The organism is Achromobacter xylosoxidans, from assembly GCF_014490035.1.
Lineage (GTDB): Bacteria > Pseudomonadota > Gammaproteobacteria > Burkholderiales > Burkholderiaceae_B > Achromobacter > Achromobacter bronchisepticus_A.
Genome location: NZ_CP061008.1, coordinates 871,177 through 892,174, shown reverse-complemented (window position 1 = coordinate 892,174; position 20,998 = coordinate 871,177). Strand labels below are relative to the sequence as shown.

14 protein-coding genes are annotated in these 20,998 nt (G+C 67.4%); 5 read left to right on the top strand and 9 right to left on the bottom strand.

The features are described from left to right. Window positions 1–31 precede the first annotated feature (31 nt). The 9 genes from IAG39_RS04130 to IAG39_RS04090 form a co-directional block, all read right to left on the bottom strand. Entirely contained in the window at window positions 32–2,734 is a 2,703-nt protein-coding gene (locus IAG39_RS04130; protein ID WP_118931413.1) for a type VI secretion system Vgr family protein, read from the bottom strand. 14 nt (window positions 2,735–2,748) lie between these two features. Beyond that, window positions 2,749–5,448 carry a type VI secretion system ATPase TssH gene (gene tssH / locus IAG39_RS04125; RefSeq protein ID WP_118931414.1) on the bottom strand — a complete coding sequence of 900 codons (2,700 nt, stop codon included), beginning with the start codon at window positions 5,446–5,448 and terminating at the stop codon, window positions 2,749–2,751. Window positions 5,449–5,466: 18 nt separating this feature from the next. Next, the gene (gene tssG / locus IAG39_RS04120; protein ID WP_165867759.1) at window positions 5,467–6,558 is read right to left on the bottom strand and encodes a type VI secretion system baseplate subunit TssG; all 1,092 of its coding nucleotides are present in this window, start codon (window positions 6,556–6,558) and stop codon (window positions 5,467–5,469) included. Continuing rightward, window positions 6,522–8,360, bottom strand: a complete 1,839-nt coding sequence (tssF, locus tag IAG39_RS04115; protein ID WP_059371481.1) for a type VI secretion system baseplate subunit TssF — start codon at window positions 8,358–8,360, stop codon at window positions 6,522–6,524. Before tssF ends, tssG begins: the two co-directional genes overlap by 37 nt. A gap of 54 nt (window positions 8,361–8,414) precedes the next feature. Next, window positions 8,415–8,900, bottom strand: a complete 486-nt coding sequence (gene tssE / locus IAG39_RS04110) for a type VI secretion system baseplate subunit TssE (protein WP_054452040.1) — start codon at window positions 8,898–8,900, stop codon at window positions 8,415–8,417. Window positions 8,901–8,963: 63 nt separating this feature from the next. Further along, window positions 8,964–9,467, bottom strand: a complete 504-nt coding sequence (locus IAG39_RS04105) for an Hcp family type VI secretion system effector (protein WP_006395404.1) — start codon at window positions 9,465–9,467, stop codon at window positions 8,964–8,966. A gap of 41 nt (window positions 9,468–9,508) precedes the next feature. Further along, window positions 9,509–11,002 (bottom strand): type VI secretion system contractile sheath large subunit, encoded by a 1,494-nt coding sequence (tssC, locus tag IAG39_RS04100; RefSeq protein WP_059371264.1) that lies wholly within the window; start codon window positions 11,000–11,002, stop codon window positions 9,509–9,511. Next, the gene (gene tssB, locus IAG39_RS04095; protein WP_013396290.1) at window positions 10,995–11,519 is read right to left on the bottom strand and encodes a type VI secretion system contractile sheath small subunit; all 525 of its coding nucleotides are present in this window, start codon (window positions 11,517–11,519) and stop codon (window positions 10,995–10,997) included. Before tssB ends, tssC begins: the two co-directional genes overlap by 8 nt. A gap of 44 nt (window positions 11,520–11,563) precedes the next feature. Continuing rightward, complete coding sequence (locus tag IAG39_RS04090; RefSeq protein ID WP_059371263.1) at window positions 11,564–12,235, bottom strand: hypothetical protein; 672 nt, start codon at window positions 12,233–12,235, stop codon at window positions 11,564–11,566. A gap of 189 nt (window positions 12,236–12,424) precedes the next feature. On the opposite strand from IAG39_RS04090, the gene tssJ reads away from it, so the two are divergent. The 5 genes from tssJ (at window position 12,425) to IAG39_RS04065 (ending at window position 20,992) form a co-directional block, all read left to right on the top strand. Then, on the top strand, window positions 12,425–13,042 hold the full coding sequence (gene tssJ, locus IAG39_RS04085; RefSeq protein ID WP_223283521.1) for a type VI secretion system lipoprotein TssJ: 618 nt from the start codon (window positions 12,425–12,427) through the stop codon (window positions 13,040–13,042). Window positions 13,043–13,139: 97 nt separating this feature from the next. Next, the gene (tssK, locus tag IAG39_RS04080) at window positions 13,140–14,486 is read left to right on the top strand and encodes a type VI secretion system baseplate subunit TssK (RefSeq protein WP_059371262.1); all 1,347 of its coding nucleotides are present in this window, start codon (window positions 13,140–13,142) and stop codon (window positions 14,484–14,486) included. A 33-nt stretch (window positions 14,487–14,519) separates the two neighbouring features. Next, a complete protein-coding gene (icmH, locus tag IAG39_RS04075) occupies window positions 14,520–15,275 on the top strand; it encodes a type IVB secretion system protein IcmH/DotU (protein ID WP_223283522.1) in 756 nt (251 codons plus the stop codon). Between the two features lie 25 nt (window positions 15,276–15,300). Continuing rightward, window positions 15,301–20,385 carry a type VI secretion system tip protein TssI/VgrG gene (tssI, locus tag IAG39_RS04070; RefSeq protein ID WP_165867981.1) on the top strand — a complete coding sequence of 1,695 codons (5,085 nt, stop codon included), beginning with the start codon at window positions 15,301–15,303 and terminating at the stop codon, window positions 20,383–20,385. Further along, window positions 20,366–20,992, top strand: coding sequence for a hypothetical protein (locus IAG39_RS04065; protein ID WP_187774080.1), 627 nt, complete (start codon window positions 20,366–20,368; stop codon window positions 20,990–20,992). The genes tssI and IAG39_RS04065 overlap by 20 nt, the downstream gene beginning before the upstream one ends. The last annotated feature ends 6 nt before the right edge of the window (window positions 20,993–20,998 follow it).

Below are 20,998 nucleotides of genomic sequence, written 5' to 3'. Positions count from 1 at the left end.
GAATGGCCCCATATCTGTCCGCCCCTGGCCGCTACAGTTCAACCGCCGCCGCGCCCGAAGCCGCCGCGCTCTGCATTCTCAGCTGGCATCCTTCGAAGTCGCCCTCCGGCAGCCCCAGCTGCAAGGGCGCGCTTTGCGGCCCCGCCCAGTTATGCACACCCGCCTTCAACTCAACCTTCCCCGGCGCGTGCAGCTGGATCCCGCCGCCTTCCACCCGCAAATAGGCGCCGCCCGCGGTCGCCAAGACGCGTTTGGCGGCCTGCACCTTCACGGCAGCTTGCGCCGAGGCAAAGGTCACCGCCTTTTCAGCGGACAGCGTCATCTTGGCGTCCTGGCTATGCAAGCGCAGCTTGCCGCCCGCCGCATGCAGCAGCAGTCCCTGGCCTTGCACCGGGCTGTCGCCAGACGCCTTGCGGCCCAGCGTGAACAACACCGCGCCGCCGACTACCCCTACCGCCAGGTTGGCGCTGCTGATCCAGTTGACGTCCGGCGCCACCTGCGACAGCGTCGCGCCGGCCGCCAGGAATGCGTCGGCGGGTGTGTATTGGCCGATGCCGCTGGGCGCGCTCACCTGGAGCTGCGGTTCGCTGTAGGCGGCAACTGGCTTGCCCTCGGGCGCGTCCTGCTTGGCGTCGATCACCTCCAGGACGTGCTTCAGGGCGTCCTGCGCCGGCAGCGTTTGCGGATCGCCTTCCAACACGGCCTTCTGGCGCGTTGCCGCCTGCGCCAGTTCCTCCGCTGAACGCGTCGCCCGCTCAATCTGCTTGGCCGCTTCCGAGCTGTCCAGCAGCGCGCCCTCGGCGTTCCCGCGCAGGTCGGCGCTGATCAATAGCCCGGAACCGCCGCGCACCGCCACGGCCTCGCGAGTCGACAGTTCCGCACCGTGACCCAGGTCCTGCAGTCTTTCGTTGTCGCGCTGCTGCTTGATATGGCCCAGGTTCAGGCGGCTTTCGGCCTGCGTGGTCGACGCCGTCAGGCGCGACTGTCCGGGCGTGTCGTCATGCACCAGCTGGTTGTAGCCGCCGGTACCCTGGCCGCTGCTGGCCAGCGCCTGCGTCTTGAAGCCGGACATCACCACATTGTGCGCATGGCCGTCGGCGCCGCCCGCGAACCAGGCGGGCGCGTTGCCGGTGGCGTTGGCGGCGCCGCCCTGCACCTGGTTGTGCGCGGCGTCCTCGGCGCCTGCGCCGTTGTAGAGCGCGCCCACCACCACGGGGCGGTCGATGTCGCCGTGCAGGAACTCGACCAGCACTTCCTGGCCGACGCGCGGCACGAAATTCCCGCCCCAGTCGCCGCCCGCCACGGACTCCGCCACCCGCACCCACGTGCCAAGTTCGTCCTTGGCGGGCGCGTTCTCGTCACCCGAAGGATGTTCCAGGCGGCTGCTGGAGGCCTTGCCGCGCTGCCAATGGAACTGGACCTTGACGCGGTGGTCGCGGTCGGTATGCACCGGCGCCTCGGCGCCCACCACCAGCGCGGTCTGCGCGCCGTACACGGTGGGCCGCGGATGCAGGCGCTCGCCGTGCCCGTCGCGCGTGGCCTTGCGGAATTCCGTGTCGATGCCGATGCAGGTAAAGGTATTGCGGTAGAAGTCGGCGTCGGCTGCCTGCGGACCGGTCTCGCCCAGCGCTTCGCGCACGGCGCGGCCCAGGTCCTCGTCGAAGTTGTTGCGGGCCTCGTGCCGCACGGCGATCGCCACATAGGCGGCCCCGCCCTGCTGGTAGTGCCCGGTCAGCTCGAAGCGCTGGCCCGGCGCCAGCGTGCGCACGGTGCCCGCGCCTTCGCAGCTATCCTGACCCGCGCGCAGCGCGGCCAGCGCGATGTGCGCCAGGCGCTCGCCCTGCGCGCTATCCTCGTAGGCGTACTGCCCGGGATAGTCGTTGACGACCAGATCCATTGCGCCCTTCGCGGCGCCGCCATCGACCTGCGCCGCCACCGGCCTGGCCTGGGCGCTGCGGTAGTCCCAGCTGGCCATGCGCACCGCATTGGTCTGCCAGCGCGCGCGCCGGCTCCATTGCTGGATGCTGTCCTCGGTCTCCGTGACGTCGGCGCGCGCAAAGCGCACGCTGGCCTGCGGGCCGGGTTGGAAGGCGCCGTTGTGGTCGGCAATGATCAACGTATGGCTGCCGTCGCCTTCGCCGGCCTCGTGCTCCACCCAGTAGAACAGGCCCTCTTCAGCCAGCAGGCGCTCGACGAAGGCATGATCGGTTTCGCGGTACTGCACGGTGAAGCTGCGCTTGGGGTAGGCGGCGCGGTCCTTCACGACCCAACGCCATTGCGGCGCCAGCCCCTCCTGGTCCTTGTAGTCGCCGAAGATGCTGTCGACGATTTCAATGACCGTCTTGTCCTGATAGGCGAAGCTGTCGCGGCGCGCGCGCAGAAAGGCGAGCCAGGGCTCCAGCGTCAGCCCATAGCGCGCCAGGCCGCCGTTGGCGCCCTGGAACTCGGCCGCCATGATGTAGCCATTCCAGACACGGGGCTGTTCGCGGCCCAGCGCGGTCTGCAGACGCAGCGTCGCCGGCTTGCCCAGCAGTTCAGACAAGGGGATGCCGGCATCGTCCGACAGCGCCGTCAGTTCCAGCCGGAACGCGCCGTCCGACAGGGTTTCCGTGGCGGACAGCGTTTCCGCGACGAGCCGGTTCGCGCCCAGCGGCGTGCGCAGGTCCAGCAAACGGTTGGCCTGGTCTACCGACGCGATCGACATTCGGGAAAGGCCGGCATTATCCATGGGCATGTCGGGCTCCGGCGTCAGGCAAGGCGATAACGGAAATCGCCGTTCTTGCCGGCGGTCACGCGGATGCGGGCGATGGCCTCGCCCTGCGCCATGCGGCCCAGCACCTGTTCAGCGATCTGCGGCAACAGCGTGCCGTTCAGGATGTGGTCGACGTTGCGCGCGCCGGTATCCACCTCGGTGCAGCGCGCCAGCACGGCCTCCACCAGCGCCTCGTCCCATTCGAACACGGCGCGGTGGTTGGCCTGGACGCGCTGCGCGATGCGGCCGAGCTTCAGTGCGATGATGCGGGCCAGCGCGTCGTCGTCCACCGGGTAGTAGGCGATGGTCTTCATGCGGCCCAGGAAGGCGGGCTTGAAGGCCTTGTACAGCTGCGGCGCCAACAGTTCCTGCAAGGCCTCGGGGTCGGGCCGTTCCTCGGCGCTCTTGTTCAGGCAGGCCTGCATGATGGCCGACGATCCGACGTTGGAGGTCAGGATGATGAGCGTGTTGCGGAAATCGATCTCGCGGCCTTCCGCGTCGTCCATCACGCCCTTGTCGAACACCTGGAAGAACAGCTCCAGCACGTCGGGATGGGCTTTTTCGATCTCGTCCAGGAGCACCACGCTGTAGGGCTGGCGGCGCACCGCCTCGGTCAGCACGCCACCCTCGCCGTAGCCCACGTAGCCCGGCGGCGAGCCCTTCAGGCCCGATACGCTGTGGGCCTCCTGGTACTCGCTCATGTTGATGGTGACCAGCTTGCGTTCGCCGCCATACAGCACGTCGGCCACGGCCAGCGCGGTTTCGGTCTTGCCCACGCCCGACGGACCAATGAAGAGGAACACGCCCTTGGGCTTGTTTGGGTCTTCCAGGCCGGCGCGCGCGGTGCGCACGCGTTGCGCAATGGCGTGCAAGGCATGGTCCTGGCCGATGACGCGTTCGGCCAGCAAGGGCTGCAGTTCCAGCACCGTACGGATTTCGTCATTGACCATGCGGCCCAGCGGGATGCCGGTCCAGGCCGACACGATCTCGGCGATGACCTGCGCATCCACGAAGGCCGGCACCAGCGGCGCTTCGCCCTGCAAGGCGCGTAGTTGCTGTTGCAGTTCGGCCAATTGCGCCTGTCCTGGCGTGGCGGCTGGCTCGGCCGCCTTGCCCGAGCGGCGCTTGCCGGCGGGCTCCGGCGCGGCTTCCACGCCCGCCGCCTCCAATTCCTCGCGCAGCGCGTGGATCTGCCTGACCAGCTCGCTTTCCTGCGCCAGCCGCGATTCCGCTTCCGTCAATGCGGCACGCGTGGCGTCCATTTCCTGATCCAGCTCGCGCAGGCGCGCGGATTGCGCCGCGCCCGCCGCGGCTTCGCGGCGCAAGGCGGCGCGCTCGGTCTCAAGGCGCGCGAGGCGATGACGCGCGTCGTCGATCAGCGCCGGCGTAGCGCTGCGGCCCAGGGCCACGCGCGCGCAGGCCGTGTCCAGCACGCTGACGGCCTTGTCCGGCAGTTGGCGGCCGCTGATGTAGCGGTGCGACAAGCGCGCCGCGGCCACGATGGCCTCGTCCAGCACGCGCACGCCAAAATGCTGTTCCATCAGCGGCGCCATGCCGCGCAGCATGCTCGCGGCCAGCTCCTCGCTGGGTTCTTCCACCTTCACGACCTGGAAGCGGCGGGCCAGCGCGGCGTCCTTCTCGAAGTACTTCTTGTACTCGCTCCAGGTGGTGGCGGCGATGGTGCGCAGCTCGCCGCGGGCCAATGCCGGCTTGAGCAGGTTGGCGGCATCGTTCTGCCCCGCCTGCCCGCCCGCGCCTATCATGGTGTGGGCTTCGTCGATGAACAGGATGATGGGCGTGGAGCTCTGCTTGACCTCGTCGATCACGTTCTTCAGGCGGTTCTCGAATTCGCCCTTGACGCTGGCGCCGGCCTGCAAGAGGCCCATATCCAGCGTGCGCAACGCCACGTCCGCCAGCGCCGGCGGCACGTCGCCCGCCACGATGCGCAGCGCCAGCCCCTCGACCACCGCGGTCTTGCCCACGCCAGCCTCGCCGGTCAGGATGGGATTGTTCTGGCGGCGGCGCGTCAGGATGTCGATCATCTGGCGGATCTCGGCATCGCGGCCGATCACCGGATCGATCTTGCCTTCGCGCGCGCGCTCGGTCAGGTTGGCGGTGTATTGGTCCAGCGCCGGCGTCTTGGAGAGGCCGGCAGCGGGAGCCGCGCCATCCTGCCCTGCGTCGCCCGCCGGACTGTCGCCCAACGCCACCGACTGGCCCGCCTCTTCCGAGCCGGCCGTCAACGCGGTGAAATCATGCTTCAGTTCATCCAGCCTGAACGATTCGAACAGACGCGACCCGCGGCGCGCCAACTGGGCCAGGTCGGGCTCGGTCAGCAAGGCTAGCAGCAGATGGCCGGAGCGGATGCGCGTGGTCTGCGTGTCCAGCGAAGCGATCAGCCAGGCATGTTCGAACAACCGCGGCAGATGCGGCGAGAACACCGGCGTGCGCGTGTTGCCATTCTTGAAGCCGCGGATCTCGGCATTCAGGTCCGCTTCCAGCACCGAAGCCTCGATACCGCTGCGCCGCGCCACGATGCTGAAATCGCTGGCGGGCTTTTCCAGCAGCGCCAGGAACAGGTGCTCCAGGTCCACCTCATAGTGCCCCTGGGCCATGCACAGGCTGGCGGCGCGCTCGGCCGCCTGGCGGCAGGTCTGGTTGAGCTTTCCAATCAGGGTCTTCAAGGGTGTGGCCATATTCCAGGTCGTCTAGTCTCAATGGATGGTGTGCAATTCGTAGCTGGCGTCATCGCGGTCCGACGCCACCGGCTCGGTGCAAAGAAAGGAGTTCCAGCCCAGGCGCGCGCCGCCGCCTTCGCCCAGCACGCTGCCGCCCACGTCTTCCTTGGCCATCACCAGCCGCACTTCGTACTCGAAGCTCATGCCGCCGAACATGGTCAGGAGTTTCTCCAGCGCCTGGGCGCGCGCGCCGCCGGGCAGGAAATCGGTGAAAGCGTCCTTGGACAAGGGGCCGATCCACAGCCGGATGCGCATGTCGCGCTGCCAGATGCGGTCGCCGGCCATGGCCGACACGCCCAGCACCGCGCCGGGCATGCCCAGCTGCGTGCGGTTCTGCGGCGGCACGTGATACCAACGCCCGACGAACTGCTCCACCCGCAGCGGCACCTGGAAGTAATCCGCCAGCACGCGCTGCAGGTAGGCCGCCGATACCGGCCGCTGGCGCGCGGCCGCGGCATAGTGCGCCAGCGATTCGTCGAACACCCGGCCCTGCCCTGACTGCAGGCGGTCGCGCAGCGCCGGATGGCCGATGCCGCCCAGCGCCAGCAGCAGCGGCAGATAGTGATGGTCCTGTTCGGTCTCGTGCCGCACGGGCATGCGGTACTTCTTCCAGGCCGCGTAGAACAGCGCCGCCGCCCGGTTTGAGAAGATGTCGAAGAAGGCGCGGGCGCCACGGTCGCGCCGCGAGCTCTCGCGCGTGCTCAGGATCTCGGTGTAGTGCAGCGGCATGGCGCCCTGCGCGCCCAACAGGCCGAAGAAGGCCGGCTCGATCTCCACCCGTCCCAGGTTGCCCGCGGCCAGCGCCGCCAGCCGCGCTTCGGTGTCTTCCAGCGCCTGGCCCTGTTTGTCATAGGCCGTCAGCGCGGCGATCTCGCTGGCGGGAAAGCCCAGCGAAGACGAGTTCAGGAAGCGCAGGTGCGCAGGCACCGCATTGCGCGCGCGGCTGCCTTCCTGCCGCGCGAACCACGATTCCAGCACCCGCACGGCCTGGAAGAACTTGAAGCGCTGCGGCTCGGCCAGCAGCGATTCGATTACGCTAGGATCGCGTCGCCGTTGCATGGAGCGCACCGTAGGATTTCTTCCGCGCCGCGGCGCGACAGCACGACCAGCTGCACGAAGCTGTTGGCATGCACGTATAGGCCAAAAAAGCGGTTGATCACCGCCACGAAGGCATGCAGGCTGGTGCCGACGAAGTTGTCTTCGTTGATGGTCAGCCGGATCTCGATGCCGCGCACGAAGGTTGCGAATGGTTCGCCGGGCATCCAGTGCGTGGCAGGCTTGTAGTCCAGGCCGACCAGCCCTTCTATCTGGCGCGCCGCCACCGCGGAATGCGACAGGTCATACAGCCGCAGCGTCTCTTTCAACGCCGGCAGGCCGCTGTGGACCAGCGACAGGTGGTTCAGCGCCAGATGCGAAATAAGGCGCCAATGCGCCGCCCGCCCCTGCTGGAAGCGATGGGTGTGCGTCGGCCGGCGCAGCATGCGGATCTCGCGCGCGATCGAGCCGCCTTCCAGGAACAAGTCCCCGCCCGGCTGCCCCACCGCCAGATGCGAAGGCAGATCGCGATTGGTGCAGGTCAGTTCCAGGCTCAAGGTCTCGGTCTGCGGCAGCGAGGGATCGAAATCGATGTCGACGATGGACAGTTCCATCTCGTAGCCCGGACTGCGCTCGGCCACCATCGCATTGCGGCGCGCCGTCCAGTAGTGGCCAGCCCCTTCCGGCGTCTCGCCATGGTGCAGCGAATAGAACGGCCGGAACTCCACCACCGAATCGCCCTGCGCGTTCTGCCGCACCTGGCGCACGCGGTCGATCGAATAGATCTCGTAGCCATAGGCGCGGCGCGCGTCGGCCACCACCGGATAGGACGCCTGCGCATGGGTGACGCGGATGGGATCGGCGCGCTGCGCGAACAGGTTGACCACGGGCGTGCAGCCCAACCGGAAATTGTCCGCGGAGGCCGACTCCAGCAGGCGCGCCGTGTTCGAATCCGCGCGCACGCCCTTCAAGGCCAGATGCAAGGTGATTTCACGCACCGGACCCGCCGCGCGCCTGAGCGCCGCGAGATCGATGTCCACGAAATTGAATTTCTCGGAGAACGCGAAGTACTCGGCCAACAGCCGGTAGGCAGGGTGCGAGCTGGCCGGAAAGTCGATCAGGGCTTCGTCCTCGGACAGCCCCACCTCTGCCAGCGGCACGTCCTGCATGCGATTCCAGCGGCCCGGCTGCGTTTCCAGGTAGGCCGCCGCGGTGCGCAGGAACAGGCAATCCCGCAGCGCAGCCACGAACGAGGGCTCGCCGTGCAGGTAGACGCGCAAGCGGTCCACCGCCAGGGTGGAAAAATTCTGGGTTTCAGCCAGGCAGGCCAATGTCAGCGACAGCCGGCCCGTCACGCCCGCAGGCAGGCTGGCCGCGGATGGCGCGTTGGCCGTGGCCGCAAATACGGCCTGGCGGATGCTCACCGGCGCCAAAGTCACGTCGTACGCCGTACGGAAACGGCAGGCCACGCCGCGCACGGGATGCGATTTCAGTTCCGTGCCGCGCGCCATGCGCACCGGCGCGGTCAGCTGCGAGGCCATGCCGCCCATGTCGAACTGCGCCACCGAGCACGACGGGAACGGGCGCAAGTAATGCGGGTACATGACCTCGAACAGCGCTTCCGTGAATTCCGGATAGTCGTCGTCCAGTTTCTTGTTGATGCGCGCGCCCAGCAGCGCGAACGATTCGATCATCCGCTCGACATGCGGATCCTCGCAGGTTTCGCCAGACAGCCCGAGCCGCGCGGCGATCTTGGGATAGCGCTGCGCAAAATCGCGCGACGAACCGCGCAGAAAGCCCAGTTCGCGTTCGTAGTAAGGCAGCAGTTCTTCCATCTTTCCCTTCTTCGCCGGCGGCGTGCCGCCGGCGCCCGCGTGCATGGTTTGTTATCAGGCGGCCGCCGCGGCCTTGGCCCGACCCTTGCTTACCGAGTACTGCAAGGTGGACGGCTGCAGCGTCGCGTCGAACGTGACCGGCTCATGCGCAGGCCCCACGTCCAGCATCGCGGTAATCGCGAAATACAGCACCGAGGTCGCGCGGCTGTCCACCTGCAGCAACACCCGCACGTGCGTCAGGCGCGGCTCATGGCGGGCGATCGCCTGCTCCAGCGACCGGCAGATGAACTCGCGGTCGTAGTGACTGGCCAGGCTCAGGCCGGAAAAATCCGACAAACCGTAGGTCAGGATGGACCGCTGGCAGTTCGGAAAACGCTTGAGCGAGTCTTCGGTGAAGACCATGCGCGTGTTGAGCAGGGCCTCGATGTCGCGCGCGACCGTTTCCTTGATTTCTTCCACCGACAGGCGTCGCAACGCATGCGGTGTCTGCCCGTCGCCGTCGAACAACTTGTCGAACAGGCTGGGTTCGAATCCCTTCATCGCGGCCTCATTGAGCAAAGGCGCCGGACCAGCCGGGAGCCTTTGCCGTTCATGCGGTCAGGTTCAGACCGAGTACGTCTTGTCGTTCTTGGTGAGGCTCCACGCGCCCTGGGCATTCCCGCCCTGGTTGCCGCCCACCTTCTGCTGCGTGTACTTCCACTGCACGGCGGCGTACTTCAGCGAGAACGACTCGTGCGGCAGGCCTTCGCTGACGACTTCCGGCGCCACGCGCGAGATGATCACGTACTTGAGCTTGATTTCCAGGTACTTGACGCGGTTGCCTTCGCCGTCGGCGCGCAGGAAATCGATGGTCACTTCGTCGAACGTCGTGCCGCCGGATGCGTGCTGGTACAGCAGCGGGCTGACCACGTCCAGGTCCTTGGTGAAGACCATCTCGCCATGTTCGGTGCGTTCGGCGGTGTGGCCACCGGAGGTGGAGGCGGTAGCCGAACGCGGCTGGATGATTTCATGGCGCCACGATCCGACTTCGATCCAGTCCGGATGGTCCTTGTCCTGCGACTCGCCCTTGAGCGCGGGGTTGCCGAATTTGACGTAGATGTCCTTCATTAATAGCCTCTCTGGTTAAAAATCGTCGAATCCGACGGTGGTCACGATTTCTGGGCTTGGGCCGGGAGTTCCGCAACCAGGCGCAACGAAATCGAAAGCTCATCGAGCTGAAAATGAGGCCGCAAAAACGCCACGGCCCGGAACACGCCGGGACGTCCCGGCACCTCGGCAACCTGCACCGATGCTTCCCGCAAGGGGAACTGCGCCTTCTGCTCCTGGCTCGCGTTGTCGTCCAGCAGCACGTACTGCGAGACCCAGCGGTTCAGGAAGCTCTCGACAGATTGCGCGGAGGCAAAGCTGCCGATCTTGTCTCGCATCATGGCTTTCAGGTAGTGCGCCACGCGCGATACCGAAAAGATGTACTGCAGCTGCGCCGACAGCACCGCGTTGGCGTTGGCGCTGTCGGTGTTGTACTTCTTGGCCTTTTGCACCGATTGCGCGCCGAAGAACGCGGCGTAGTCCGAGTTCTTGCAATGCACCAGCGGGATCAGGCCGAGGTCGCTCAGTTCCTTTTCGCGCCGGTCGGTGATGGCGATTTCCGTCGGGCACTTCAGGGCGATTTCGCCGTCGTCGGTCTTGAAGGTGTGGGTCGGCAGGTTTTCGACCAGGCCGCCGCCTTCCACGCCGCGGATCGCCGCGCACCAGCCGAAGTCGGCAAAGGCCGCGGTCAGGCGCGCGCCAAAGGCCCAGGCGGCGTTGCACCACAGGTACTTGGCATGGTCGGTGCCGTCCACTTCCTCGACGAAGTTGAAGCCTTCCACCGAGGTGCCTTCCTTCGGGTCATAGGGCAGGCGGCCCAGGAAGCGCGGCATGGTCAGGCCCACGTAACGCGAATCTTCCGAATCGCGGAAGCTGCGCCACTTGGTGTATTCCACGGTGTCGAACACCTTGGCCAGGTCGCGCGGACGGCCCAGGTCGGCAAAGCTGTCCAGGCCCAGCAATTCGGGCGAGGCCGACGCGATGAAAGGCGCGTGCGAGGCCGCGGCCACGTGCGACATCTGCTCGATGAAGTACATGTCCTCGGGTTGGCGCGTGATCTCGAAGTTGCCCAGCAGCGCGCCGAACGGCGAGCCGCCAAACGTGCCGAACTCTTCCTCGTAGACCTTCTTGAACATCAGGCTCTGGTCGAAGTCGATGGCGGTCTGGAAGTCGCGCACCAGATCGCGTTTGGTGACGTTGAGCACCTTGATCTTCAGCATCGGGCCGGTGTTGCTCTCCTGGCACAGGTAATGCAGGCCGCGCCAGGTGCTTTCCAGCTTCTGGAACTCGGCGCCATGCATCACTTCGCTCAGCTGGGCCGAGATCAGGCGGTCCAGCTCGGCCACGCGGGCGTCTAGCATCGCGGACAGGTTGTCCGAGACCACGACGGTGCCCTTCATGACTTCGCGGGCCAGCTCGCCGATGAGGTCCTTGGCGCGGTCGTGTTCCGCCGTGGACTTGGCCACGCGGCTCTGTTCGACGATCTGGTCCAGCAGGCCCGAGTCGGCCTCGGCGGCGGGCGCGGATACGTTCTGCGCGGCGGCGGAATTACTCATTGCTGCCTCCCTTGCCGTTCTTGCCGGCTTCGCTGGTCAGTTGCTGCAGTTTTTCCGTGCTGCTGAGCACTTCGCCCAACAGGTCTTCCAGCTTGTCGTTGCCCGCCAGCTTGTTGCGCAGGTCGGCCAGCTTGGTGCGGATGTCCAGGAGTTCCTTGAGCGGCTCGATCTGCTGCACCACGGCTTCGGGACGGAAGTCTTCAACCGAGCGGAACTTGAGATCCACGCCGAAGGTGCCGCCTTCGTCGGTCAGGCGGTTCTTCACGCGGTAGGCTGCGCGCGGCTCCAGGCCACGCATCACGTCGTCGAAGTTGTCGACGTCGATGTTGACGAACTTGCGGTCCTTCAGGCGCGGCAGCTCGGCTTCGGACTGCGCGCTGAAGTCGCCGACCACGCCCACGACAAACGGCAGTTCCTTCTGCTCGATCGCGTCGCCCTTCTCGACGTCATAGGTCAGCTGCACGCGCGGCGGACGTACTTTCTGGAGTCTTTTCTGAACGCTTTCTTTCTTAGCCATGGGGGCTCCAAGCGAAGTGCATTGTGAAGAGGCCGTGGGCCCGATCAGGGTTTGAGGAGGTTGCCGAACGGATCCGGCGCGCGGCCGGCCGGCGCGGCGCCGGAAGCCGCGGGGGCCGTGGCCGGCGTGGCGGCAGGAGCCGTCGCAGCGTTCGCCGCGGGGTTTGCAGCGGGCGTTGCGGGCGTCGCAGCCTGCGTCGCTGCCGTGTTGGCGGCGGGCTTGGCTTGCTGCGCGGCCGCGCCCTGCGCGTCGTTGCGCCGCGGCTGGCGCGGGCGCGGCGGCTTGTAGCCCTCGGGGAACAGCACGTCCTGGCCCAGGGTTTCACGCATGGCGGCGGCCAGCGCCACCGCATCGGTACGGGCGTTGCCGGCGAGCAGCGCATTGGCGCGCAGGTCGGCCAGCGACTGCATGGCCACGCGCAGGCCGCCCACCGCGCGCACGGTCTTGGCGGTGAAGTCTTCGGGGTCGCGGTTCAGCGCTTCGTCGGCCGCCACGATGGCCTCGCCATACTTCTGCTCGTCGAAGCGGATCTTCGCGATGTAAGACCACGGTTCACCGCGTGCGGGATTGAGCAAAGCGATTTCCTGGAACTCGGCGACCGCCTGATCATTGCCCTTGGCAGCCAAGGTCTGCGTGGCGTGCGTCATCGACTGCTTGTATTCGGCGTCGGTCTGCGGCTTGGGGGACGTGGCGCAGCCCGCGAGGAAGGCCATCATTGCGCCGATGAGGAGAACCCGGGATATGTGCATATTTTTGGTATGTAGGAGGGTGTAACCAAGGCCGCGTATTTCAACAACCTTTTGTTAGCGCAGCACTACAGTGCATTACTTCATGTAACTCCACGCCAAACTTCGCTCATCGTGCCGTGATCTGTATGTTGTCGCAGGCTTCCGGTATAAAGAGCCATGTCAAAACATCTCTATTTTTCTCGGTGCATGGCAGCGGCGGCCATCATCGCGGCAAGCCCCGTAATCAGCGGTTGCGCAGCGGTTTCAGCGATTGGAGCGGTGGCTGGAATGACTGGCGGCGTGATGGATATGACGGGCCTGAAGAAGGACCCGAATGCGCCTGTGGATGTGAAACTGGCGATACACGCAGGAGAAAATTTGAATGCGAGTAGCGGCCAGCCCATGGCTGTGGTTACGAAAATATACTATTTGAAGAATGCCGAGGCATTTCAGCGCGCACCGCTCACGCAATTGGTTGATACTGACGCCGAAAAGGCGGCGTTGGGTGACAGCATCATCGCTGCACGCGAAGTCACACTGACGCCGGGACAGCGCTACGAGCACCTGGAAAAAGTGCCGAAAACCGCTGCCTACATCGCTGTCGCGGGCTTGTTCTACGCGCCCGCGCCGCAGCGCTGGAAATACGTTTTCGAAGTAAAGACCGCCGAGGACAGCGGCATCGTCATGGGCGCCCATGCCTGCGCGATGACCGTGGTCACCGGACAAATAGTGTTGCCGCCGGGCGTGCCCGGCTTCGACCCGGCCCGCCTCGGCTCGGTGCAATGCCCGAACTGAACGCGAGCCAACTGCGTCTAGCCGACCGCGTCTCGCCGACCACGTCTCGCCGCAGTCATGCACGCCCTATCCATATAAGAAGCAAGAGCCAGCAAACGTGAGCCATTCAGCGAAGATACTGTGGGGAGAGGGGCTGTTTCTGCGGCCCCAGCATTTCCAACGCCAAGACGCCTACCACGAGGCCCGCCTCGCGGAAATGAGCCGCGCGCTGCATCCCTACGCATGGGGCCTGCGCGCGGCGCGCTTCGACGCCGCGGCGCTTGCCAACGGCATGCTGCGCGCCACCGAGCTATCCGCGATCTTCCCCGACGGCGAGATCTACAGCGCCCCCCATAACGACGACCTGCCGCCCGCGGTCGCGCTGGACGGACTGGACGGCGCCAGCACGGCGGTGTTCTACCTGGCGCTGCATCCGATGAAGGACATCGGCGGCAACTATCGCGACACGCGCCAGGAACAGGGTTTCGATGCGCGCTATGCGCACCAGGACAGCCCCGCGCCCGATCTCTATACCAACGCCAGCACGGCCGAGCTTGCCTTCCTGCGCAAGAACGTGCGCCTGCTGTCGGAGCACGAGCCGCGCGACGCGCTGCTGACCATTCCTGTAGCGCGCGTGCGCCGCACCGCCAGCGCCGGCTACGAACTGGACACCAGTTTCGTTGCCCCCAGCGTCACGGTGCAGGCGTGCAGCGCGCTGTTCGAGCAGCTGCGCCGGCTGCTGGACGCCCTGCAGGCCAAGGTCAACGCGCTCTATGGATTCCATCGCGAACCGAACAAGAACATCATCGAGTTCCGTTCGGGCGACGTGGCCTCGTTCTGGCTGCTGCACACCTGCAACGAAGCCTATTCGGCGCTCTCGCACCTGTTCCACAACCCGCAGCTGCATCCCGAGCGCCTGTTCCAGGAAATGCTGCGGCTGGCCGGCGCGCTCATGACGTTCTCCAAGGTGCATACGCTGGCGGACCTGCCGGCCTATCAGCACGACGCGCCGGGCGCGGCCTTCGCGCAGTTGGACGAGATCCTGCGCGACCTGCTCGACACCGTCATCTCCACCCGGTACTTCTCCATCGTGCTGGAAGAGCTGCGCCCCTCGTTCCACGTCGGCCGGCTGGATTCCGGCAAGCTCGACGAAACCACCGCGCTCTACCTGTCGGTGTCCGCCGCCACGCCAGCCAGCGAACTGGCCGAGACCGTGCCGCTGCGCTTCAAGGTCGGCGCGCCCGACGACGTGGAAAAGCTGGTGCTCTCTGCCATGCCTGGCGTGCAGCTCGTCTACACGCCGCAGGTTCCGCCCGCCGTGCCCGTCAAGCCGGGCGCCTGCTACTTCACCCTGCAGACCCGCGGCTCGCTGTACGACCGCATGCTGCAGGCGCGCAGCATCGCCATCTATGCCCCCTCGGGCATACCCGACCTGAAACTGGACCTCATCGCCGTCACCCGCTAGAGCCTGCCCATGACCGCCGCCGCGCCCACCCTGATGCCCGGAGCCTCGCTCCCTCCCCGAGCCGCAGATTTCTATGGCTCGCGCCCCGCGAAGTCCCTGCTGGACCTGCTGTACGACGGCTTCCTGATGCTGTTCCTGCTGAAAAGCGGCCAAGAGCCCGTCGACGCCGCCTCGTTCTCGGCGCGCGTGCAGCAGTTCCTGGCGGACTTCGAGCGCAGCGCGAAGAAGATGGACATCCCGGCCGAGGACGTCTACGCCACCAAATACGCGTTCTGCGCCGCGGTGGACGAGACCGTGCTGAACTCCGGCTTTTCCATCCGCGATGCCTGGATGCTGCAGCCGCTGCAACTGACCCTGTTCGGCGAGCAGCTCGCCGGCGAGAACTTCTTTGCGCGCCTGGAAGACCTGCGCGCGCAGGGCGCGCCGCGCCTGCAATCGCTGGAAGTGTTCTATATGTGCCTGCTGCTGGGTTTCCAGGGCAAGTACATGATCGAGGGCCAGGAAAAGCTGGGCTATCTCACGGCGCGGCTGGGCGATGAAATCACGCTGCTGCGCGGCAAGCGCGCGGGCTTCGCGCCGCACTGGCCCCTGCCCGACAAGATCGCCCACACGCTCAAGCGCGACGTGCCGCTGTGGAGCATCGGCGCGTTGTTCGCGCTGCTGGGGCTGCTGGCCTATCTGGGCATGAGCCACTTCCTTAACCGCGACATGCAGACCGCCATGGCTCCGTACCATGACATCGTCAAGATCGGCCCGCGCGCCGCGCACCTGACCATCTCGCTACCCTGACGGCCTCAGGCCGCCCCTCAGCACCATGACCGACCGTTCCCAAGCGCCCGCCGGGTTCAGCAGCCTGGATGTAGCCGCCCTCTCCCAGAACGCCCGCATGCTGCAGGTGCGCACGCCCCTGGATGCGGCGCTCGCGGTAGAGCGCATGAATCTGCGCGAAGGCGTCTCCGAACTGTTTGCCCTGACGCTGGACTGCCTGGCGTCCTCCGCCGAACTGGATGTGCAAGCCCTGCTGGGCCGCGAGATCAGCGTCAGCCTGCTGCTGGCCGACGGCAACAGGCGCCAATGGCATGCGGTGGTGGAAGGCGTGGACGCGCTGGGCGCGGACGGCGGCCTGGCGCGCTACCGGCTGCACGCCGCGCCCTGGCTGGCGGCCCTGGGCCTGCGCCGCGACAGCTTTCTGTACCAGGACAAGTCGGTCACCGACATCCTGAGCGAGATCTTCGCCGACTATCCGCAGGCGGCCTACTCGTTCGACATCGCCGAACCGCCCGCTCCGCGCGCGCTGCGCACGCAGTACCGCGAAACCGACCTGGCCTTCGTGCTACGCCTGCTGGCCGAAGCCGGCTTGAGCTTCCGCTTCGACCACCAGCAGGGCGAACAACAAGACGAGGCCTCGGGCGGCGCGCGGCACCGGCTGGTCGTGTTCGACACGCGCGCGGCGCGGCCGGCCTGCCCCGATGCCGCGCTGCACTTTCACCGCAGCGACGCCACCGAAACCGAGGACAGCATCACGCGCTTCGGCGCGTCCCGCGCGGTACGGCCCAACGCCGTGACGCGCCTGGCCTGGGACGATCGCAAGCTGCTCGCGCACGCAGCGCATGCGCAGTCCGACGTCGCAGCCGGCGCGGTGCCCCGCCTTGAAGACTACGACTACGACGGCCACGGCCGCCATGCCGACGGCGACAGCGCGGAACTGGCGGCCGCGCGCAGCCTGCAGGCGCACGAAGCCCGCATGGTGCGCTTTGACGGCGGCGGCACGGCCCGCCAGATGATGCCCGGCCATGACTTCACGCTGACGCAGCACAGCCGCTACGCCGCGGGCTCTGGCCAGGCCGTCGACGAGATGGGCGGCAACCGCTACACGCTGCTGCACGTCGAACACGAAGCCGCCAACAACCTGGGCAGCCAGGCTGCCCAGGCGCTGGGCGATTCCGATCTGGAACACGGCTCATACCGCAATACCTTCGGCGCCCTGCCCGCGGCCGCGCCGCTTGCGCCCGGCTGGCGCGCCAAGCCCACTGCGCCCGAAGGCCTGGCGGCCGTGGTGGTGGCCGCGCGGGACGCGCCCATTTCCTCGGGCCGCGATCTACGCATCAAGGTGCAATTCCCCTGGCAGCGCGGCGCGCGTCCGCTGCCGGGCGGCCTGGCGCACCGCAGCCATGGCGACGACACCGGCAATGCCCCGGGCGACGACAGTTCCGGCACCTGGCTGCGCGTCGCAGGCGCGCAGGCCGGCCCCAACTGGGGCGCGCACCATCTGCCGCGCAAAGGCACCGAGGTCCTGGTCGAGTTCCTGGACGGCGACATCGACCAGCCCGTGGCCTCGGCGCAGCTGTACAACGACGCCGACCTGCCGCCCTGGTCCGCCGGAGAGGACGCCGACGCCAATCATCCCGGCAGGCTCAGCGGCTGGCACAGCAAGGGCCTGGACGGCGAGGGCCACAGCCAATGGCTGTTCGACGACACGCCCCGGCAGATGCGCACGCGCCTGTCGAGCTCCATCGGCGCCACGCAGCTGGGCCTGGGCTATCTGGTCGAACAGGGCGCGGATGAATCCAATCGCGGCGCATGGCGCGGCACCGGCTTCGAACTGCGTTCGGACGCCTGGACCGTGGTGCGCTCCGGGCAAGGCATGCTGCTGTCCGCCAACGCACGCAAGGATGCACGCTCTACCCAGGCCGACTCGCAGGAAGCGCTGGCGCTGCTGCGCGGCGCGCAGAATGCGGCGCAGCGCCTGGATACCGCCGGCACGCAGCGCCAGGCGCGCGCGCTCGCGGCCACCAGCCAATACGATGCGCTGACCCGCGCCATCGACCCCAAGGGCGACGGCCGCTATCCGGGCAGCGTAGGCGGCCAGCAGGCGATCAAGGCCAGCGGCGGCGAGCGCACCGGCACGGACGCAGTGGAGCGCATCGACGGCGCCCGCATGCTGATCGACGCGCCGTCCTCACTGAACTTCGCCACGCCCGCCTCGGCCATCCTGCACGCCAGCGAAAACCTGCACGTCACGGCGCAAGCCGACGGCCACGTGGCCGCGCGCCAGACCTTTGCCACGGCCTCCGGCCGCTCCACCAGCCTGTTCGTGCAGGACGGCGGCATCCGCGCCGTCGCGGCCGAATCGCCGGTGTCGATCCACGCGCATACCGACATGCTGGAGATGCTGGCCGGCCAGGACATCACCGTCACCTCCACCACCGACAGCATCGAGATCCTGGCGAACCAAAGCATCACCCTGCAGGCCGCTGGCGCCAGCATCGTCATGAATGGCGGCGACATCGTGTTCAAGGGGCCGGGGATGTTCTCGGTCAAGGGCGCATCCCACAACCTGATCGGGCCTGCCAGCGACGCGGCCGCGCTGCCGGCGCTGCCGTCCTCGCAAGTGGGCGATCCCATGCTGGTCACTGCCGAACTGGTGCACCGGCCCAAGGCCAAGCTACAGGCGCAAGCCGGCTCCGGCCAGGCGTTGAATGCGGCTGGCGCGACGGGCGCCGTGGCCGCGGCTCCCGCGACTGCAACCCCCACGGCAGCCGCGGCCGCTGGATCGCAAGGCTCCCTGCTGGGCAGCGCGGGCGCGGCGCTTGCCAGCGGCGCGACTGCCGTATCCAAGAGTCTGTCCGCGGCGGCCGATGGCGCGTCCGGCATGCTGGACCAGGCCAAGAGCATGGCCGGCGAAGCGCTCAAGCCCGTCCAGGAATTGGGCGCGATGGCCGGCAAGACCATGCAGGCAGCGGGCAAGGCGGGCTCGGAGCTGATGTCGGGCGCCATGTCCAAGGCCGGCGGCATGGCGAAGACCGCCATGCAGAATGTGGCTCCGTCGCTGACTGGCGGCGCCACGCCTTCACTGGCGACCGGCGCCACGCAATCCTTGGCCAGCATGGCAACGCCGTCACTGATGGATGGCGGCCTCTCCACCATGAACATGGCACAGGGCGCTGGCGACGCGCTGGCCGGCGCGGTATCCATGCCCCAGGCGCTGACTGACGCGGCGGGCGCCGTGTCCAAGGCCGGCGGCATGGCATCGCAAGCGTCAGACGTGGCCTCGCAGGCATCCAGCCTGACCGCCGACGGCAGCGGCGGCGTGGGGTCCGCCATCGGCCCGGTCATGACCCAGGCGATGGGCGCCATGGGCGGCCGCCCCGCCGCGCTGAGCTCGGCGGTGAATTCGCTGCTGACCATGCCGGACGTCAACCAGGGCAATCTGCCCGCGGTCGCGGGCGCGATACTCAGCACGCCGGGCCTGACCGACTCCGCGATTCCGTCCGTGGTCGGCGCCATCCTGCAATCGCCCACGATATCCAACGTCACGCTGCCCAAGGTGGCGGAGGCGATCATGAACATACCCGCGGTGGCCAACTCGCCCTATCCCGCGATGGCCAAGCGGGTCATGGAAATGGCCGGCGTCGGCCTGCCCGGCCCTGTGGCGAGGCCCGCGGGCGCGCCTGGCGGCCAGGACGCGGGCGGCTCCGCGGCGGCTGGGACGCCAGATGCCGGCGCGCCCACGCCGTCCGCCTACCGGGCCAGAAGCGGCGCCAAGCTCCAGTACGTCAACCTGAAGGAAGAGGACGAGGTCTGGAACGATGGCCAGGCGCTGGACAGCCTGGACCGCCAGACCAACAAGCCCAGGATCCGCGTGCGCTTCAACAAGGCCGGCCAGCATCGCTTCAGCGTCAAGGTCAGCCCGCGTCCGGGCAATGCGGTGTACTCCGCGCGCGAGCAAAGCCGCCAACCGCTGTACCGCGAGCCCAACCAGCGCTCCTACAGCTACGTGACCGACGCCGACGGCACCAAGGTGGTCGACAACATCACCCTGCCGGCCGCGGGCCTGAACACCTATATGTTCGAGGTGGTGAACGACAAGAACCAGATCATCTCCACGGAGCAAGTCGAGACCGCAAGGCGGCTGTATCTCCAGGAGATCATGCTGCCCGGCCCCGAGACGCTGGCGCGCCGCCACGGCTTCCAGCCGACCGCGACGGAATACGCGCGGCATGGCGTGGACGTGGTGCAATTGCCGCCGGTCAGCACGCGCGGCGACGCCAACATGGACGTGTTCACGGACGACGGCTATGAACGCCTGCGCCGGCTGGCTGCGTCCGTCTACCCCGGGTCGCAGGGCCCGGACCACGAGCCCTATACGCTCGTCGTCTGCCACATCGACCGGCTGGCCACGATGCTGCCCGTCCAGCCCATTTACGTGCAAGCCTCGGCCGGTCCCGGCGCGGCCGACAAGCAGGTGCAGTTCGTCAACGCCGACGGCACCCTCAGCTTCCTGTGGTATCACATCGAGCCTGGCGTGGACTGGTACGTCGAATGCCTGTTCGAGTACACCGACCCTGCGGCCGGCATCAGGCAGGTCCCCATCCCCAAGGATCGCATGACCCCGGTGCCTTACGACCCAGCGAATCCCAAGGCCTGCGACAGCCTGAACATCCGCATGGCGGGCCTGGTGCCCGTGCCGACCTCGGGCAAGATCATCCTGAAGGTCCGGTTGCTGGAAAGCTCCGCAGGCGGCGTGGCGTTCCCTGGCACCAACCTGCTTGGCGTGGCGGCGATGAGCCCCTGGGAGCCCAACACGCTGGATTATCTGCAGCAGACGCTGGTGCACGAGATCGGCCACCTGATCGGCATGACGCCCAGCGGCCCCGAGTGGGCGCGGGCCCATCCGGACGAAGCCGACATGGACTCGTCCAAACTCGACAAGGGGCCGTATTTCTATTCCCAGTTCGGCAACCACTGCCACTTCGGCCTGCCCGTCAGCCAGGCCGATCCCAGCCACGTGGGTTCCTGCGTCATGTTCGGCGGCGATTGCGTCAGCATCCGCTTCTGCGCCAGCTGCGCCCAGGCCGTACGCAAGACGGACATGTCCAATGGCTGGCCCTCGTTCTGACGCGCGGCGCCGCCTGGCGCCGGCGCTGGCCCTGCTGCTCGCGGCCGCGCTCGCCATGGCCGCGCCTGGCGCCGCCAGCGCCGCGCGCCCCACCCCTCATCCCCAGAAGACCACGATGAACACCGACTGGATCGACCCGCCTTCGTTCGCCACCGCCCCCATCGGCACGGTGCGCGACCACGCCTGCATTCCGCCCAACCATGGCAGCGACGACCAGCTCAACATCGCCGCGCCGGCGCGCGTGCGCCCGCAGGCTTCCGGCGCGCTGGTCATTCCGGTCTGCGCGCAAGGCATCATCCCCGTATCGCAGAACCAGAAGCTGCCGCGCTTCGTCGCCGTCAATACGCAGACCAAGGCGGTCTATGAAGGCGTGGCCTACGAATACAAGCCGCGCAAGCGCCCCGGCATGGAAGTGGACGAGATCCCCGGCTCGCGTCCGCCCAAGGGCATTCCCATCAGCCCGGGCATCAGCGTCGGCACGCAGTTCAGCACCGACCTTGCAGCGCAGGTGCAGCTGCCCAAGGATCCGGCGGTCTACGAGGTGTATATCGAATCGAACGGCGTGCGCTCGAATACGGTGAAGATCGAAGTGCAGGCGGCCCAGTAAGCGCCC